Genomic DNA, 16551 nt, shown 5'->3' on the forward strand with positions numbered 1-16551 from the left:
TCACGCCTCCAGGATGCGGACGGACGAGCCGACCAGCGCGCGCGGCAGCAGCACCGACTGCACCGCGACGATCTCGCGGGCGGCCTTGAAGGCGCCGCCGCCGCCGGCGGGCCCGTTGGTGTAGAGGGTCTCGACCTCGTTGCCGATGCGCACGGCCTCGGCCAGCGTCTCGGTGCGCCCGGTGACGCGGGCCCGCACCTCGTAGGGCTCGCCGCCGGTGGCACCGCGCGTGACACCGTGCAGCGAGTCGATGCCGATCAGATCGAAGCGCAGCTCGCTGGTCTTCACCTGCATGATTTCCAGACGCTCGCGCACGATGTCGAGCGCCAGCCGGCCGCGCGCCACGGCGCCCGGACCCGCATAGGAGATCTGGCCCTCGCCGACATAGCTGTCGATGTAGCCGACCGACACCTTCAGGGTGTCGGTCCTGGGCCGGCCGGTGCCGCCCGTGACCTGCACGCGGTCGGGCCCGATATCTTCCACCTCGACCTGCGAAAAGTCGGCGACGACGTCGGGTTGAAAATAGTTCTTCGGGTCGTGCAGCTCGTAGAGAAGCTGCTCCTTGACGGTCTGCGGCGTGACCTTGCCGCCCGAGCCCTCCACCTTGGTGACCACCAGGGTGCCGTCCTCGGACACCTCGCCGATCGGGAAACCGAGCCGGCCGAGCCCGTCGACGTCCTTGACGCCGGGATCGGCGAAATAGCCCCCCGTCACCTGGCCGGCGCATTCGAGCAGATGACCGACGACGATGCCCTTGCCGAGCTTGTCCCAGTCGTCCATGGCCCAGCCGAACTCGCGGATCAGCGGTGCCATGAACAGGGCCGGATCGGCGGCACGGCCGGTGATCACCACGTCGGCGCCCCGGGCCAGCGCCTCGACGATCGGCGCCGCGCCCACATAGGCGTTGGCCGAGACGATGCGGTTGCCGAGATCCGTGGTCGAGGCGCCGGTCTCCTCGAGGCGGCGCGGCGTCTCGCGGATGGAGTCGAGCACGTCGTCGCCCGTCACGGCCGCGATCTTCAGGCCCTGGAGGCCGAGCTCCTTGGCGATCTCGGCGGTCTTCCTCGCCGCGGCCTCCGGATTGGCCGCCCCCATGTTGGTGACGATCTTGATGCCCCGACGCCTGCAGGCGGCGAGCACCGCCCGCATGCGGGCCTCCAGCAGCGGATCGTAGCCGACCGCCGGGTTCTTCATCTTGGCCTGCTGGGCGAGCGCGATGGTGCGCTCGGCCAGACACTCGAAGACGAGGTAGTCGATGTCGCCCTTCTCGGCGAGCTCGACGGCGGGCTCGATGCGGTCGCCGGAATAGCCGGCGCCCGAGCCGATCCGGACCACTCGCTTGGTCATGGCCTTGTCCTCACGTTCCGGGGCTCGCGGGCGCCGTCACAGCACGATCGCGCCGGTGACGATCGCGACCGGGATCATGATCAGGGTGGTGGCGAACGCCCACTTGAAGATGAACTTCTGATGGTCGCCGAGATCGACCTCGGACATACCGACCAGGATGAAGGTCGACGCGGTGAGCGGCGAGAGCGGGAATCCGGTCGTCATCTGCCCCAGGATGGCGGCCCGACCCATCACGGCGGGATCGATGCCGTAGGCCGCGCCGGCCTGCGCCAGGATCGGCAGCACGCCGAAGTAGTAGGCGTCGGGGGTGAACACCAGGCTGAGCGGCATGCTGGTGACGGCGACGAACAGCGGCAGGTAGTGACCGAGCGAGGTCGGGATCACGGCCACGGCCGCCTCGGACATCGCGCCGATCATCTTGGTGCCGGTCAGGATGCCGGTGAAGATACCCGCCGCGAAGATCATCGAGCACACCGTGATGACGCTGTTGGCATGCGACAGGAGCTGCTTCTGCTGATCCTCCCACTTCGGGAAGTTGACCGGCAGCGCGATCGCGAAGGCGACCATGAACAGGATCGGCAGCGGCATCCAGGCGCGCAGCAGCGCGACGACCAGCACCAGCGTCACCACCGCGTTGAACCAGAACAGCTTGGGGCGCCGGCGCTCGCGCTGCGCGTCGGTGAGCTGCTCGTGATAGGCGCTGGTGACGTCCATGATGCCGATGCGGGCCCGCTCCTTGCGGCCGAGCCACCAGGCGACGAAGAACGTCCAGGCGATGCCGACCAGCATGGCCGGGATCACCGGATTGAAGATCGTCTCGGCGTCCTTCTGCAGCACCGCCATGGCGCGCGCCGTCGGGCCGCCCCAGGGGATGATGTTCATCACGCCGGCGCCCAGGCAGATCACGCCGGAGAGCACCAGCCGGCTCATGCCGAGCCGCTTGTAGAGCGGCAGGAAGGCCGAGATGGTGATCATGAAGGTGGTGGCGCCGTCGCCGTCGAGCGCCACCATCATGGTCAGGATCAGGGTCGAGATCGTCACCTTCAGGGGATCGCCGCCGACCAGCTTGAGCAGCCGGTCGATCAGCGGGTCGAACAGCCCGACATCGAGCATCAGGCCGAAATAGAGCACGGCGAACATGATCATGATGCCGACCGGGGCGACCCGGATGATCCCGTCCAGCATCATCTTGCCCAGCGCCCCGCCGAAGCCGCCGGCCAGCGCGAAGACGAGCGGCACCAGGACGAGCGCGACCAGCACGGACATGCGCTTGGTCATGATGGCGACGAGAAAGACACCGATCGTCGCGAAACCGAGCATCGCAAGCATCGCAACCTCCAGGGTTCAGCGGGCGCGAAGACGTCTTGGTTCGGGCCGCCCGGAGCACGGTCGCGGGCGGGGCGGCGGCCCGACTGCTCGGGGACCTGCCGGTGGCCGGCCCGCGCCAGAAGGCGCCGCAACCTGCATGACGTGCCGGCGTTCATAAAACAATTGAAATAGTTGGATAGTAGTGATAGTTTTTCTATATGGACGTCAGTCTACGGCAGGTTCGTTCTTTCCTGGCCGTGGCGCAGCACCGCAGCTTCACACGGGCCGCCACGCTGCTGCACCTGTCCCAGCCGGCCCTGACGGTCCAGATCCGCAATCTCGAATCGGCGCTGGGGAGCCGCCTGCTCGACCGCAGCAACCGAACCGTCGACCTGACCCGGACGGGGCGCGACCTGCTGCCGGTGTTCCAGCGGCTGCTGGGCGACTTCGACGCGGCGCTCACCGACATCCGCGAGGTCGGCGCCGGCCGGCTCGGCACCGTGCGGATCGCGGCGCTGCCGAGCTTCGCGGCGTCGCTGCTGCCGCAGGTGATCATGGCGTGCCGGCGCGACAATCCCGCCCTCGCCTTCGTGGTGCGCGACGCGATCGCGAGCCACGTGGTCGCCATGGTGCGCAGCGAGGAGGTCGATCTCGGGCTGACGGGCGGCGGCGTCGCCGACGCCGAGCTCGACGTGCTGCACCAGAGCACCGACCAGCTCTGCCTGGTGTTTCCGGCCTCGCATCCGATCGGCCGCCGGCGGCGGATCGGCGTGCGCGACCTCGTCGAGCTGCCGCTCGTCCTCACCAACCCGGGCACCAGCCTGCGCGACATGGTCGACGCCGCCCTGCTGGAGATCGGCCACACGCCGACGCTGGCCTGCGAGGTCACCTATATGATGTCGGCCGTGGCGATGGTGCGGGCCGGGCTCGGCCTGACCGTGCTGCCGCGCTCGGCCCGCGAGATCCGGGTGGAACGCGGCTTGCGCGCCCGGGCAATCGACGATCCGGCCTTCGTGCGGCCGATCACCATCGTCAAGAAGAAGGGTCGTACCCTGCCGCCCGCCTCGCTGACGTTCCTCGATGCCTGCATCGCCGCCATGAGCAAGATGGAGAGGTGAACATTGTGAGGCCGAGGCGCCCACCCCACTCTCGGTCGTCATCGTCCGCGACGGCGGACGATCCGGTAATCACTGAAGGTCTCGGGTTTCCACGACATCTCAGGGCGTACTGGGTGCCCCGCCTGCGCGGGGCATGACGAAGGGGACGAATCCGTGCCATCAGGCCTTGGTCGGCGGCGTGAACAGGAGCTTGTCGATGCGGCGGCCGTCCATGTCGATCACCTCGACACGCCAGTCCCCCACCGCGAACGTGTCGCCCTCGACCGGGATGCGGGCGAGCCGCTCGAGCGCGAGGCCTGCGGCGGTGTGGAACTCGGCGCCCGGCGCCGGCAGGCCGAACTTCAACGCCAGCTCGTCGATCGGCACCCGGCCGTCGACCAGGAAGGTGCCGTCCGCCCGCGGCGTGATGTCCTCCGGCATCGGCTCGTGCTCTTCCGGCAGGTCGCCGGCGATCGCCGAGAGCACGTCGGTGAGCGTGATGATGCCGAGAAAGTCGCCGTACTCGTCGACCACGAAGGCGACGTGCAGCGACACCTTCCGGAACATCTCCAGCATGCGCAGCACGCTGACATTCTCCGGGACATAGACGGGCTCGCGCAGATGCGGCTCGAGGTGCAGTCCCTTGCCGGCGATCAGATCCTCGACCAGATCCTTCTTCTGCATCACCCCGAGCGGCCGGCCGAGATCGCCGCCACGGGCGACCACCAGGCGCGAATACGGGCACTCGGCCACCTCGCGGGCGATCTGGGCGGGCTCGTCGTCGAGGTCGATCCAGTAGACGTCGGGCCGCGGCGTCATCTCGGCGACCACGGGCCGGTCGGCCAGCGCCAGCACGCCGTGGATCATCTGCTGCTCGACCTTCGCGATGACGCCGGCCTCGGTGCCCTCCGCGATGGTGAAGCGCACCTCCTCCTCGGTGACCGACGCGGCCGACCGCGCCGGCACGCCGAGCAGGCGGAGCAGCCCGGTGGACGAGCGCTCGAGAATCCACACGAACGGGCGGAACACCCGGGAGAGGAGGTCGAGCGGCCGCGCCATGCGGGACGCGATGATCTCGGGCGCCGACAGCGCGACCTGCTTCGGCACCAGCTCGCCCATCACAACCGACACCGCCGTGATGGCGACCACCACGAGCACCACGGCGAGCTGGTTGCCGTAGGGGTCGACATGGGGGATCTCGTCCAGCAGCGGGCCGAGACGCTGGCCGAGCGTGGCGCCGCCGAAGGCGCCCGAGAGAATCCCGATCAGCGTGATGCCGACCTGCACGGCAGAGAGGAGCTGGCCCGGATTGTCGGCCAGCGCGAGCGCCTGGGCGGCCCCCGGATGCCCCTCGTCGGCCATCTGCTGCAGGCGGATTCGTCGCGACGACACCACCGCGAGCTCGGCCATGGCGAAGAAGCCGTTGAGGGCGAACAGCGCGATCAGAACCGCAATCTCGACGAGTACGTCCATGTCCGTAAGGTAGAGCCCCGATGGCGGAAAGCAAATGCCCAGGGTTTCGTAGCACGCATGCGCGGTTTGATCTTTCGCAGCGAATCCCGCCACGATGACGCGCAGACCGAGTCGACCCTACCCGCCCACGCCACGCCCCCGCGTCACGTCCCCGCGTAAAGAGCGCCCCAACGACCATCGACAGGAGAGAATGATGCTCGAGACCGTCGCGAGCTTCGACCGTATCGGTGAGGAGAACGCGTTCGCCGTGCTGGCCCGGGCGACCGAGCTCGCGGCGAAGGGCCGCGACATCATCAATCTCGGCATCGGCCAGCCGGATTTTCGCACGCCCGGCCACATCGTCGAGGCGGCCGTGCAGGCGCTGCGCGACGGCGCCCACGGCTACACGCCGGCGATCGGCATCCTGCCGTTGCGCGAGGCGGTCGCCGCCGACCTCGCCAAACGCTACGGCGTCGGCGTGTCGCCGGCCGAGGTGATGATCATGCCGGGCGGCAAGCCCACCATGTTCATGTCGATCCTGATGTTCGGCGAGCCCGGCATCGACATCCTGTATCCGGATCCGGGCTTCCCGATCTATCGCTCGATGATCGAGTTCACCGGTGCGCGGCCCGTGCCGGTGCCGATCCGCGAGGAGAACGGCTTCGCCTTCTCGGCCGAGGAGACGCTGAGCCTGATCACGCCGCGCACCCGCCTGCTGATCCTCAACTCGCCCGCCAACCCGACCGGCGGCGTCACGCCGAAGGCCGAAATCGACAAGCTGGTCGCCGGCCTGGCAAAATGGCCCAAGGTCGCCGTGATGTCGGACGAGATCTACGACCACATGCTCTACGACGGCGAGCAGCACGTGTGCCTGTTGTCGTATCCCGAGATCCGCGACCGGGTGATCCTGCTCAACGGCTGGTCGAAGACCTACGCCATGACGGGCTGGCGACTCGGCTACGCCGTGTGGCCGGGGAAACTCTACGACAACGCGCGAAAGCTCGCCGTGAACCTGCATTCCTGCGTCAACGCCGCCGCGCAATATGCCGGCATCGCCGCCTTGACCGGACCGCAGGACGAGGCCGAGGCGATGGTCGCCGAGTTCGACCGCCGCCGGAAGGTGGTGGTCGAGGGCCTCAACCGGCTGCCGGGCGTCTCCTGCGCGACGCCGAAGGGCGCCTTCTACGCCTATCCGAACATCAAGGCGACCGGCTGGAAGGCGAAGCCGCTCGCCGCGGCGCTGCTCGACGAGGCCGGCGTCGCCGTCATCGGCGGCCCCGACTTCGGCGTACTGGGCGAAGGCTATATCCGCCTCTCCTACGCCAACTCGACCGAGAACATCGTCAAGGCGCTCGGCCGCATGGGCGAGTTTTTGGCCAACCGCAAGGCGGCGTGAGGGTCGACAACCAACACACTCATTGCCGTGCGACCACCCCCCTCCCCGACCCTCCCCCACAAGGGGGGAGGGAGCACACTGCGGCCTGTCGCGGCGGCAGAACACAACCGACGCCGCGGTTTCAAACAAGTCCGCACCATCACGGCCCGCGCTTCTCGCGTTCCCTCCCCCCTTGTGGGGGAGGGCCAGGGAGGGGGGTGAGCCACGCCCGCAAGCGGGCGCAGAACCCATCAATGCACCGCGCCCTCGGCGCGCGGCATGATGGCGCCGCGGTGGCGGATCACCTGGGCGGCGAGGCGGTGCGCGGCGCCGGCCGCGTCGAGCGGCGACTGGCCGGCGAGCCGAGCGGCGAGATAGCCGGCGTTGAAGCCGTCGCCCGCCGCGGTCGCGTCGACCGGCACCACCACCTCGGGCACCGGCACATGGGCATGCTGCTGGGCCGGATGCTGCTGGCCGGCAGCGGCCAGCACGGCGCCCTTGGGCCCGTTCTTCACCACGATCTCGCGGATGCCGAAGGCCTGCAGGCGCTCGATCGTCACCTCCGGGCTCGGATCGCCCCACAAGAGCGCCTCGTCGTCGAAGCTCGGCAGCGCGATGTCGACGCGCTTGAGCGCCTCCATGAACACGGCACGGATGCGCCCGACATCGCCGGTCCAGCCGCGCGGGCGGAAATTGCCGTCGAAGGCGACCATGGCGCCCTGCTGGCGCGCCAGCTCGACGATCGCCAGGAACCGCCCGAGTCCCTCGTTGCTGTAGAGCGACAGTGTGATGCCGGAGAAATAGACCATCCGGGCGCCGAGCAGGCCCTCGGCGATGCGGGCCCAGTCGGGCAGCTCGAACAGGGACCGCGCCGGGGCGGAGTCGCGCCAGTAGTGGAACAGCGGCGCGGAATTGGCGCCCGAGTCGGCCAGATAGAGGCCCGGCAGCCGGCCCGGCACGCGCAGCACCAGGTCGCCGCCGACGCCCTCGGCCGTCGCGAGCGAGACGATCTGGTCCGAGTAGATGTCGTCGCCGAGCGCGGTCGCATGCGCGACCGGCACGCCGGCGCGCGCCAGATAGATGGCGGTGGAGAACGTGTCGCCGCCGCAGGACAGCGCGAAGCGCCCGTCCGCACCGCGCGCCAGCTCGATCATGACCTCGCCGACCGTGACGACGCGGGTGCGATTCTGACTCATCGCGACACTCAGCTTTCAGGGCCGGCGTAGCGGCCGGCCGTGTGGGGAAACAGCGCCTTGACGATCTTCATCTTGGAGATGTCGACGGTGGCGTCCATGTGCAAGAAGATGGCGGCGTCGCGGAACAGCTTCTCGACGCCGAAATCGAGCATCACGCCGTTGCCGCCGTGCAGCTCGAGCGCGTGCTGGGCGACCTTGAAGATCTCCTCCGAGGCATAGACCTTGGCCATGTTGCACAACGCGTCGGCGTCCGGATCCTTGTCGTCGACGGCGCGCGCGGCGCGATCGAGCAGCGCCCGCACGGCCTCGAGCCGTGTCGCCATGTCGGCGATCCGCAGCGCCACCGCCTGATGCTTGATCAGGATGCGCCCGCCCTGCACGTAGTTCTGCACATAGTCGGCCGTGACCTCGAAGGCCCGCATGCCGACGCCGAGATTCTTGGCCGCCTGGATGATCTTGCCGGGACGGAAATAGATGCCGGCGCGGCCGAGCGAGTCGTTCTCGACCAGGAGGTGATCGTCGGGCAGCCACATGTCCTCGAACACCAGCTCGCCGTTGTTCATGAAACGGCAGCCCATGGTCTCGTTGCAGCGGGCGACCGTCAGGCCGGGCGTGTCGCGCGGCACCAGATAGCTCGACGTGCCGGCGAGCATGCCGACGGCCGGATTGGTGTTGGCATAGACGACATAGAGGCCGGCATCGTAGCCGTTCGAGATGAACTGCTTGCGGCCGTTGATCACCCAGCCGCCGTTTTTCCGCACGGCGCGGGTCTGCATGGCGGCCTCGGGCACGTTGTAGGGCAGCCAGCGGTCGGAGGCGCCGCGCGGCTCGGTGAGGCAGTGGGCGAGGAGGAACTGCGGATCCTCCAGCAGGCGGCCGAACCACTTCTTCTGCAGATGCTCCGGCGCGACGTTACGCAACAGCACCGCGACCTTCCAGTTCTGCACCAGCTTGTCGGCGAGGCCGGAGTCGCCGCGGGCGACCTCCTCGGCGATCAGCGCGAAGGTCGAAACCTCGCTCGCCGGATCGAGCTCGATGCCGCCATGCTGCTCGGGCACGCCGAGCGTGCGGATGCCGACCGCCTCGGCGCCTTCGAGAATCTCCGGCGGCAGCCGCCCATCGGGGCGCATGTCCCATTCGCGCTGCCACTCGCGGCGGATGAACGGGATCACGACGTCGTCGACGAAGGCGCGGCAGGAGGCGCGCATCAGGCGCTGCTCCTCGGAGAGATGCGTGTGGGCCATGTTTCCTCGTTCGTTCCGGTTTTTATGACAGGCAGCATAGAGGCCCGGGGCAGCCCGCAAAAGCGGCAAGGCCGCGCACCGGATCGGGCGACCCGGCCCGGCACGACTGTCGCGGCCCCGACGCGGACGCCGCCGGACGGCCTGTCGGCAGGCCTCCTGCGGGCGCAGGTTCTCGGGGGGACAGGGCCGGCGGACGGGCCATCGAGCGGCTGAGGCTCGCATGTCGGGCATGCCCCGGTGGCGTCCACGGCCGTTGACCGGTCGGCGCTGTTGCCGCTAGATTTTCCGCGATGGGGATGGAGTCCCCCGAAACTGCCTCGTCGGTCGAACCCGAAAGGCTGATGACTCCTGCCGCGTGTCGAGCGGCGGGAATCCGTCCCGAACCGCGACGCGGCGGCTTTGTTCGGGATGACGAGGATGGCTTATCTCTGGATTGCGATCGGCAGCGCGCTGGGTGGGGTGGCGCGGTTCTGGTGCTCTGGCGTCGTCGCGCGCCTGGTCGGCGAGACCTTTCCCTGGGGCACCTTGACCGTCAACGTGGTCGGCTCCTTCGTGATCGGCTTCTTCGCCATCCTCACCGGGCCGGACGGCCGCCTGCTGGTCGGCACGCCGGTGCGCCAGTTCGTCATGATCGGCATCTGCGGCGGCTACACGACCTTCTCGTCCTTCAGCATCCAGACGCTCGAATTGATGCGCGACGGCGAATGGCTGCAAGCCGGCGGCAATGCGATCGGTTCGGTGGTATTGTGCCTGGTCGCCGTGTGGGCGGGCGCCGCTCTCGCGGCCATGTTCAACGCGATGCGATGGGTGTGACCGCCATGAAACTCCCGCGCGACGCCGTCCTGCTGCGCATCTTCGTCGGCGAGGACGACAAGTTCGAGCGCAAGCCGCTCTACGAGGCGATCGTTCTGAAGGCCCGCGAGATGAAGCTCGCCGGCGCCACCGTGCTGCGCGGCCCGCTCGGCTTCGGCCATTCGAGCCACCTGCACACGACCAAGATCCTGCGCCTCTCCGCCGACCTGCCGCTGGTGATCGAGATTGTCGACTCGCCGGAGCGGATCGACGCCTTCCTGCCGGCGCTCGACGCCATGATGTCGTCGGGCCTGGTCACGCTGGAAAAAGTGCAGGTCCTGCAATACGGCGCCACCCGCAACGGGGCGGAGTGAGATCCTCCGCCCTCGTCCTGAGGAGCGCCGAAGGCGCGTCTCGAAGGGCGGGGGCGGCCACTATCGTGGCCACATGGTTCGAGACGCGCTCCTGCGGAGCGCTCCTCACCATGAGGAGAGAGACATGGGCGCCTGGAGCGCCCCGCCCCTCACTTCATCGGCGTCATGCCGAGCTTGTGCAGCAGCAGCATGTCGCGGTCGGGCTCGGGGTTCGGCGTGGTCAGCAGCTTGGTGCCGTAGAAGATCGAGTTGGCGCCGGCGACGAAGCACAGCGCCTGCATCTCGTCGCTCATCTCCTCGCGGCCCGCCGACAGGCGGACCATCGAGGCCGGCATGGTGATGCGCGCCACCGCGATGGTGCGCACGAACTCGAGCCCGTCGACCGGGACGACCTTCGCCAGCGGCGTCCCCTCGACCTGCACCAGCAGATTGATCGGCACCGACTCGGGATGCTCCGGCAGGGTCGCCAGCGAGTGGACCATGCCGACCCGGTCCTCGCGCGTCTCGCCCATGCCGACGATGCCGCCGCAGCACACATTGATGCCCGCCTCGCGCACATGCGAGAGCGTGTCGAGCCGGTCCTGGTAGGTCCGGGTCGTGATGATGTTGCCGTAGAACTCCGGCGAGGTGTCGAGATTGTGATTGTAGTAGTCGAGACCGGAGTCCTTCAGGCGGTGCGCCTGGTCCTTGGTCAGCATGCCGAGCGTCATGCAGGTCTCGAGCCCGAGCTCGCGCACCCCTTCGACCATGGCGCAGATGTCGTCGAGGTCGCGATCCTTCGGGCTGCGCCAGGCGGCGCCCATGCAGAAGCGGCTGGCGCCGGCGTCCTTGGCGGCCTTGGCCTCGGCCAGAACGGCGTCGACCTCCATCAGCTTGCCGGCCTTGACGCCCGCCTCGTGGTGGTGGGCGCTCTGCGGACAGTAGCCGCAGTCCTCCGAGCAGCCGCCGGTCTTCACCGACAGCAGCGTCGAGATCTGCACCTCGCGCGGATCGAAGCGCTCGCGATGGACGCGCTGCGCCAGGAAGATCAGCTCGGGGAACGGCAGATCGAACAGCGCGCGGATGTCCTCGCGCGTCCAGTCGTGGCGGATCGTGGCCGCTTGCGGCAGCGGCGCACGGGCGGGCTCGGAAGCGAGGCGGGTGCGGTCATCCATGATGGCGGGACCATGGCCAGGAGACCGGCGAAATGCAAGAGGGCTCGTCCGGATGCCGGCCCTGCAGGGGCGGCGGCCGCGGTGCAGCGACGGGGGCCTCCGGCGGCGCGCCACCCCGGTGGAACCGCGGCACGGATCGTGCAAAACGGCGGTCCGGGAGCGGACGCCGGGCCGGCCATCGGCGGCGGCCGCGGCACAAGAGGGGAGCGGACATGCGCGTGCTGGTGGTCTATTCGCATCCGGTCGAGGAGAGCTTCAACGCCGCGGTGCATGCCCGGGTGGTCGCGAGCCTGCGCCAGGCCGGCCACACGGTCGACGACTGCGACCTCTATGCCGAGGGCTTCAACCCGGTGCTCGGCCGCGAGGAGCGGCTGAATTACCACGACACGTCCGTCAACCGCGCCCCGGTCCAAGGCTACGTCGACCGGCTGCTCGCCGCCGAGGCGCTGGTGCTGGTCTTCCCGGTGTGGTGCTTCGGCCTGCCGGCGATGCTGAAGGGCTGGTTCGACCGCGTCCTGATGCCCGGCGTCGCCTTCGACATCAGCGATCCGGCGAACGTGAAGCCGGCCCTCACCCATTTGAAGAAGATCGCCGCCGTGACGACCTATGGCCGGCCGCGCTGGACCGCCTTCCTGATGGGCGATCCGCCCCGAAAGGTGATCACCCGCTACCTGCGGGTGCTGACCGGCGGCCGCGCCAAGATCGCGTATCACGCCCATTACCACATGAACGTCTCGACCGACGCGTCGCGCACCGCCCATCTGGAGAAGGTCGGGCGGATCATGGCGCGGCTCTGACCGGCCTTCGACGACTCGACGTCGTCATGGCCAGGCTCGTCGGGCCCATCCACCTCCTCCCGCTCGCGTGGAGCAACCACGACAGGTTGAACACGCTGCTCTTTTCTTGTTCCCCTGTCGGCCGCGCCGCCCTATATTTCAAGGCATGACCAAGTTGCTCGAACAGGCCCTTGAAGCCGCCCGCGCCCTGCCCCCCGATATGCAAGACGACATCGCGCGCGTGGTGCTTCAGCTCGCGCACGATGTCGAGCCGCCGGTTGCGCTATCCGCCGCCGAGCGTGCGGCCGTCGAGCGTTCCAAAGCCGCCGCCGCGCGCGACGAGTTCGCCACGGATGACCAAGTGCGGAACCTCTGGACAATGCACGGCCTTTGAAACTCCGCTACACCCTCCCGGCCCTCGCCGACCTCGAAGCGATTCTCGACGACATTGACCAGCACTCCGCGCAGGGAGCGCTTCGCGTCAAGGCGCGCATTCAGACCATCATCGATCTGTTGCTGCTGCACCCGCAGATCGGCGCGCCCACGGATGACCCCGTCATCCGGCGCATGACCACGCCACCCTATCCCTACCTCGTCTTTTACGAAGCGACCGCCGACGAGATCATCATTCACGCTGTCCGGCATGGGGCGCGTGATCCATCATCCATGCCGGGCTCGGGCTGAGCTGAGGGTTGCGCCTATTCACCAGAATGACGGCGCACACGATCCTCAGAACAGCCCGGTGATCCGCCCGTCCGGCGTGACGTCGATGGCGGTCGCCGCCGGCACCCGCGGCAGACCCGGCATCGTCATGACGTCCCCGCAGATCGCCACCACGAAGCCGGCGCCGGCGGCGAGCCGCACCTCGCGCACATGAACGATGTGGCCGGAGGGCGCGCCCTTGATCTCGTGATTGGTCGAGAAGCTGTACTGCGTCTTGGCGATGCACACCGGAAGGCTGCCGTAGCCCATCGCCTGATAGCCGGCGAGCTGCTCGGCCACGGGAGCGTCCAGCGCGATGTCCTTGGCGTGGTAGATCTCGCGGGCGACGGTGCGGATCTTCTCGATCAGCGGCATGTCGTCCGGATAGAGCAGCGTCAGCTTGCTGCGGCCGCTCTCGGCGGCCTCGACCACGGCACGGGCGACGTCGACGGCGCCCTTGCCGCCCTCGGCCCAATGGTCGGCCAGCACCGCCTCGACGCCGAGCGCCGCGCAGGCCTTTTGGACCAGCGCGATCTCGGCCGCCGTGTCGGCGCTGAAGCGGTTGATCGCGACCACCGGCACCAGCCCGAATTTTTCGACGTTTTCGACATGGCGGCGGAGGTTCGACAAGCCCTCCTCCAGCGCCCCGAGGTTCTCCTCGCGAAGCTCCTCCTTGCGGACCCCGCCGTGCATCTTCAGGGCCCGGATGGTCGCCACCAGCACGACGCAGTCGGGGGCGAGCCCGGTCTTGCGGCACTTGATGTCGATGAACTTCTCCGCCCCGAGATCGGCGCCGAAGCCGGCCTCGGTGACCACCCAGTCGGCCAGCTTGAGGGCCGTCGCGGTGGCCAGCACCGAGTTGCAGCCATGCGCGATGTTGGCGAACGGGCCGCCATGCACGAAGGCCGGCGTACCCTCGAGCGTCTGCACCAGATTGGGGGCGAGCGCCTCCTTGAGGAGCGCCGCCATGGCGCCGTTGGCGGCGAGGTCGCGGGCCCGGATCGGCTGGCGCTCGCGCGTCGTGGCGACGATGGCGTCGCCGAGCCGTTCCTTCAGGTCGGTGAGGTTTTGGGCGAGGCAGAAGATTGCCATCACCTCGGAGGCGACCGTGATGTCGAATCCGGATTCACGGGGAAACCCGTTGGCGACGCCGCCGAGCGACGAGACGATCTCGCGCAGCGCCCGGTCGTTCATGTCGAGGACCCGCCGCCAGGTCACCCGCCGCGAGTCGATGCCGAGCGCATTGCCCCAGTAGATGTGGTTGTCGATCATGGCGGCCAGCAGGTTGTGGGCCGCCCCGATGGCGTGGAAGTCGCCGGTGAAATGGAGGTTGATGTCCTCCATCGGCACCACCTGGGCGTAGCCGCCGCCGGCCGCCCCGCCCTTCTGGCCGAAGGAGGGGCCGAGACTCGGCTCGCGCAGGCACAGCATCGCCTTCTTGCCGATCTGGACGAGGGCGTCGGTGAGGCCGACCGTGGTGGTCGTCTTGCCCTCGCCGGCCGGCGTCGGCGTGATGGCGGAGACCAGCACCAGGCGGCCGTTCGGCCGGTCCTTCAGGGTCTCGACGAAGTCGAGCGACACCTTGGCCTTGTAGCGGCCGTAGGGCTCCAGATTGTCGGCGGCGATGCCGAGCTTGTCCCGTGCGAGGTCGAGGATGGGACGCTTGGGAGCGTCCTGCGAGATCTCGATGTCGGATTTCGGGGCGACGTGCTGGGAGGCGGGCATTCCGGACCTTGCGTCTCTTTTGGCGCAGCAGTCCTACAGGACAAGCGGCCCGGGTCGAAGCCCAAATGCGGCGGGCCCGTCGTCGGCCGGCCGGTCCCGAGCCGCCGTCACCACGGCACCACGTCCCCGCGGTGATCGAAGAAGCCACCCGACTGCTCGGGTCCGAGCCCGTCGACGACCGTCAGCAGCCGCCCGGCGGCGATGTCGGGGGCCTGGGCGTCGAGCCCGGCCTTGCCGAACGGCGACGACAATCGCGTCTCCACCGTGCCGGGATGCAGCGACACGCAGACGGCGTCGGGCCAGCGCCGGCGCAGCTCGACGGCCGCTGTCCGCACGAGCTGGTTCAGGGCCGCCTTGGACGCGCGGTAGCCGTACCAGCCCCCCAGCCGGTTGTCGCCGATGCTTCCCACCCGGGCGGACAGCGTCGCGAACACCGCCTTGCCGGTTCGCGGCAGCCGCGGCAGCACATGCTTCATGGCAAGGGCCGGACCGATGGCGTTCAGCGCGAAGGTGCGCGCGAGCGCGGCCGCATCGAGGTCGCGCCAGCTCTTCTCCGGCTGCTGCCGGTCGTCGTGGAGGAAACCGGTCGCGTCGATCACCAGCCGGATCTCGCCCTCGGCCGCCGCGAAGGCCGCAGCGCGCTCCATGCTCGCCTCGTCCAGGAGGTCGATGGCGGGCGCGGTGCTTCGGCTGAGCCCGATCACGTGCCGGACAGACTCGGCGGTACGCAGCCGATCGACCAGAGCGCGTCCGATGCCGCCGCCCGCCCCCAACACGACCGCGACGCCTCCGGCGGGAAACGATCGGAGCACGATGCCGGAGGTCGCTGCCGACGCGGGTGGGGCCAGCCCGGTCACCGGCGCCCAGCCCCGTCGGCAGGCCCGCCGAATTGCCGAAGCCGCAAAAAGAACCGGGCGACGACCGGCCGGACCGGCAGGACCAGACGATAGCCGAGCTCGAGCGCGGCCATCGCCCCGGGCAGGGCCGCGGCGCGCGCCACCCAGCGCCATCGCGGCAATCGGCGCCAGACGGCGGCAAAGGCCTCGGCTCCGGACAGGAGCCGCCCATCGCCGGCCAGCACATGGAACCGGGCCATGGCCTGCTGGCGGCCGAGACCGGGCGGGAGTGCCGCGCCCGCCCGCGAGACGTCGACGAAGCGGAGCGCACCGGACTCGTCGTGCCGGCGGTAGTGTCCGATCTCGGCCCGGCACAACGGGCATGATCCGTCGAAATACACGATCGATTCGGATGTCTCGGGCTGCACGCGGCTCTCCAGCGACAGGATCGTCAATACACCAGCACGGGCGCCGTGCGGACATGGGTCCGATCCTCGATCTGTCGAACCAGAAAGTCGGCGACATCGGCGCGGGACACGAGTCCGTTCCGCCACTGGGAGGGTGCGACGAGAATCTCGTAGCGCCCCGTTCGTGTCCCATTGGTCAGGATCCCGGGCCTCGCGATCGTCCAGTCGAGCGAGCTGGCCTCGATCAGGCGTTCCTGCACGTCCTTGTCGTCATAGGCCCGGCCGACCAGGAGCCGGAACGGCACGCTCTGGAGGCAGCCGATGCTCGCCCGGCTGTCGCCCGCCCCGAAACCGGTCACGCAGATCAGGCGCTTCACGCCCCGGCGTTCCATGGCGCCGACCAGAATGCGGGTGGCGTCCGAGAACAGGGTCACCGGACGGAACAGATCGCCCATCGCGATGCCCAGCGCCTGGATCACGACCTCCGTGCCTCTCAGTGCCGCATCGATGTCGCGGCTGCTCAGCGCGTCGCCGCGGACCTTCTCCAGCGCGGGATCGGCCAGGCCGATCCCGGCGGCCGAGCGGGCGAGCGCTCGCACCCGATGACCGGCCGCGAGCGCGGCCTTCGTGGTTTCGAGCCCGATTCCCTTGCTGGCTCCGATGACCAGGACGTGCGCCATGCCGGTGCTCCTGACGGGCCGCCGACGACCGCGGAGGCGGCCCCCGTGATCGACGGTTCATGCCATGCTACGCTGGTGCGGGCGGC

General features: G+C 69.1%; 17 protein-coding genes and 1 riboswitch. Of the genes, 7 read left to right on the plus strand and 10 right to left on the minus strand.

The features are described from left to right. Both HXX10_RS11070 and HXX10_RS11075 read right to left on the minus strand, forming a co-directional pair. Positions 1-1347 (minus strand): acyclic terpene utilization AtuA family protein, encoded by a 1347-nt coding sequence (locus HXX10_RS11070; protein ID WP_296522262.1) that lies wholly within the window; start codon positions 1345-1347, stop codon positions 1-3. A gap of 36 nt (positions 1348-1383) precedes the next feature. After that, complete coding sequence (locus HXX10_RS11075) at positions 1384-2676, minus strand: citrate:proton symporter (protein WP_296522263.1); 1293 nt, start codon at positions 2674-2676, stop codon at positions 1384-1386. A 197-nt stretch (positions 2677-2873) separates the two neighbouring features. Here HXX10_RS11075 and HXX10_RS11080 point away from each other — a divergent pair, with 197 nt between their 5' ends. Beyond that, positions 2874-3773, plus strand: coding sequence for a LysR family transcriptional regulator (locus HXX10_RS11080; protein ID WP_296522264.1), 900 nt, complete (start codon positions 2874-2876; stop codon positions 3771-3773). A 159-nt stretch (positions 3774-3932) separates the two neighbouring features. Here HXX10_RS11080 and HXX10_RS11085 read toward each other — a convergent pair whose 3' ends face one another. Next, complete coding sequence (locus HXX10_RS11085; RefSeq protein WP_296522265.1) at positions 3933-5225, minus strand: hemolysin family protein; 1293 nt, start codon at positions 5223-5225, stop codon at positions 3933-3935. Between the two features lie 193 nt (positions 5226-5418). On the opposite strand from HXX10_RS11085, the gene HXX10_RS11090 reads away from it, so the two are divergent. Further along, positions 5419-6600 (plus strand): pyridoxal phosphate-dependent aminotransferase, encoded by a 1182-nt coding sequence (locus tag HXX10_RS11090; protein ID WP_296522266.1) that lies wholly within the window; start codon positions 5419-5421, stop codon positions 6598-6600. Positions 6601-6830: 230 nt separating this feature from the next. On the opposite strand, the gene HXX10_RS11095 is transcribed toward HXX10_RS11090, so the two are convergent. Beyond that, positions 6831-7775 carry a sugar kinase gene (locus tag HXX10_RS11095; RefSeq protein WP_296522267.1) on the minus strand — a complete coding sequence of 315 codons (945 nt, stop codon included), beginning with the start codon at positions 7773-7775 and terminating at the stop codon, positions 6831-6833. 8 nt (positions 7776-7783) lie between these two features. Continuing rightward, positions 7784-9019 carry an acyl-CoA dehydrogenase family protein gene (locus HXX10_RS11100; RefSeq protein ID WP_296522268.1) on the minus strand — a complete coding sequence of 412 codons (1236 nt, stop codon included), beginning with the start codon at positions 9017-9019 and terminating at the stop codon, positions 7784-7786. Between the two features lie 283 nt (positions 9020-9302). Next, positions 9303-9377, plus strand: a riboswitch (Fluoride riboswitch). A gap of 59 nt (positions 9378-9436) precedes the next feature. Here HXX10_RS11100 and crcB point away from each other — a divergent pair. Together crcB and HXX10_RS11110 are read left to right on the plus strand one after the other, a co-directional pair. After that, positions 9437-9832: a fluoride efflux transporter CrcB gene (gene crcB, locus HXX10_RS11105; protein WP_296522269.1), complete on the plus strand. Its 396-nt coding sequence runs from the start codon at positions 9437-9439 to the stop codon at positions 9830-9832. 5 nt (positions 9833-9837) lie between these two features. Beyond that, positions 9838-10185, plus strand: a complete 348-nt coding sequence (locus HXX10_RS11110) for a DUF190 domain-containing protein (protein ID WP_296522270.1) — start codon at positions 9838-9840, stop codon at positions 10183-10185. A gap of 149 nt (positions 10186-10334) precedes the next feature. Here HXX10_RS11110 and bioB read toward each other — a convergent pair whose 3' ends face one another. Further along, positions 10335-11339 carry a biotin synthase BioB gene (gene bioB, locus HXX10_RS11115; protein ID WP_296522271.1) on the minus strand — a complete coding sequence of 335 codons (1005 nt, stop codon included), beginning with the start codon at positions 11337-11339 and terminating at the stop codon, positions 10335-10337. 212 nt (positions 11340-11551) lie between these two features. On the opposite strand from bioB, the gene HXX10_RS11120 reads away from it, so the two are divergent. The 3 genes from HXX10_RS11120 to HXX10_RS11130 all read left to right on the plus strand — a co-directional run bounded on the left by HXX10_RS11120 (position 11552) and on the right by HXX10_RS11130 (position 12799). After that, positions 11552-12136, plus strand: a complete 585-nt coding sequence (locus HXX10_RS11120) for an NAD(P)H-dependent oxidoreductase (RefSeq protein WP_296522272.1) — start codon at positions 11552-11554, stop codon at positions 12134-12136. 145 nt (positions 12137-12281) lie between these two features. Further along, the gene (locus HXX10_RS11125; protein WP_296522273.1) at positions 12282-12509 is read left to right on the plus strand and encodes a hypothetical protein; all 228 of its coding nucleotides are present in this window, start codon (positions 12282-12284) and stop codon (positions 12507-12509) included. Further along, the gene (locus tag HXX10_RS11130) at positions 12506-12799 is read left to right on the plus strand and encodes a type II toxin-antitoxin system RelE/ParE family toxin (protein ID WP_296522274.1); all 294 of its coding nucleotides are present in this window, start codon (positions 12506-12508) and stop codon (positions 12797-12799) included. The genes HXX10_RS11125 and HXX10_RS11130 overlap by 4 nt, the downstream gene beginning before the upstream one ends. A 45-nt stretch (positions 12800-12844) precedes the next feature. On the opposite strand, the gene HXX10_RS11135 is transcribed toward HXX10_RS11130, so the two are convergent. The 4 genes from HXX10_RS11135 to HXX10_RS11150 all read right to left on the minus strand — a co-directional run bounded on the left by HXX10_RS11135 (position 12845) and on the right by HXX10_RS11150 (position 16465). Next, positions 12845-14542, minus strand: coding sequence for a formate--tetrahydrofolate ligase (locus HXX10_RS11135; RefSeq protein WP_296522275.1), 1698 nt, complete (start codon positions 14540-14542; stop codon positions 12845-12847). A 107-nt stretch (positions 14543-14649) separates the two neighbouring features. Then, entirely contained in the window at positions 14650-15354 is a 705-nt protein-coding gene (locus tag HXX10_RS11140; RefSeq protein ID WP_367141959.1) for an SDR family NAD(P)-dependent oxidoreductase, read from the minus strand. Between the two features lie 41 nt (positions 15355-15395). Next, positions 15396-15806 (minus strand): thiol-disulfide oxidoreductase DCC family protein, encoded by a 411-nt coding sequence (locus HXX10_RS11145; protein WP_296522276.1) that lies wholly within the window; start codon positions 15804-15806, stop codon positions 15396-15398. 23 nt (positions 15807-15829) lie between these two features. Continuing rightward, complete coding sequence (locus HXX10_RS11150) at positions 15830-16465, minus strand: NAD(P)-dependent oxidoreductase (RefSeq protein ID WP_296522277.1); 636 nt, start codon at positions 16463-16465, stop codon at positions 15830-15832. Positions 16466-16551 lie beyond the last annotated feature (86 nt).

The sequence above is a fragment of the Rhodoplanes sp. genome (assembly GCF_013377085.1).
Lineage (GTDB): Bacteria > Pseudomonadota > Alphaproteobacteria > Rhizobiales > Xanthobacteraceae > Rhodoplanes.